The 409-nt window shown below is 36.9% G+C and carries 1 protein-coding gene; it reads right to left on the bottom strand.

Translation table 11 applies throughout. The features are described 5' to 3' along the window. Positions 1 to 10 precede the first annotated feature (10 nt). The coding region (locus ASG21_RS19795; protein WP_206743183.1) for a CbrC family protein at positions 11 to 409 on the bottom strand (399 nt) is incomplete at its 5' end.

Here is a 409-nt window from a genome sequence, read left to right as displayed (position 1 = left end):
TTTACTTTTTTTATACTCGAATTCCATTTATACAATATTTTTGCAGAATTACCGCTAACGTTTCTGGGCTTTGCGATGGTGGGCAAACCGAAGCGGCAACTTTTCCGTCTGCGATGCACCAAGGACAAATATATTCGGGTTCGTCAACGCTATAAAATGAACTTGTATATTTGATTTGTCTTTTTTCATTGCAGACAGAACAGGTTCCTTCTACATTTTCGAAAATGTCAAGTTCGAATGCGTTAGAACTGTATTTAAATTTCGGTAATTCCATTTTTTCTGTTTTTAAGGTCTGTTCGATTAATATTGCCACCAACGTTTCGGGGCTTTGCGATGGTGGGGCAAAGTAAACACAAAAGTTCAATTTTGCACAAAAGTTGAACCGAAGAACAACTGTTGAATTTTGCAA

It is taken from the genome of Chryseobacterium sp. Leaf394, assembly GCF_001424105.1.
GTDB lineage: Bacteria > Bacteroidota > Bacteroidia > Flavobacteriales > Weeksellaceae > Chryseobacterium.
The sequence above is the reverse complement of the archived record's forward strand: the minus strand, read 5'-3'. Positions and strand labels throughout refer to the sequence as shown.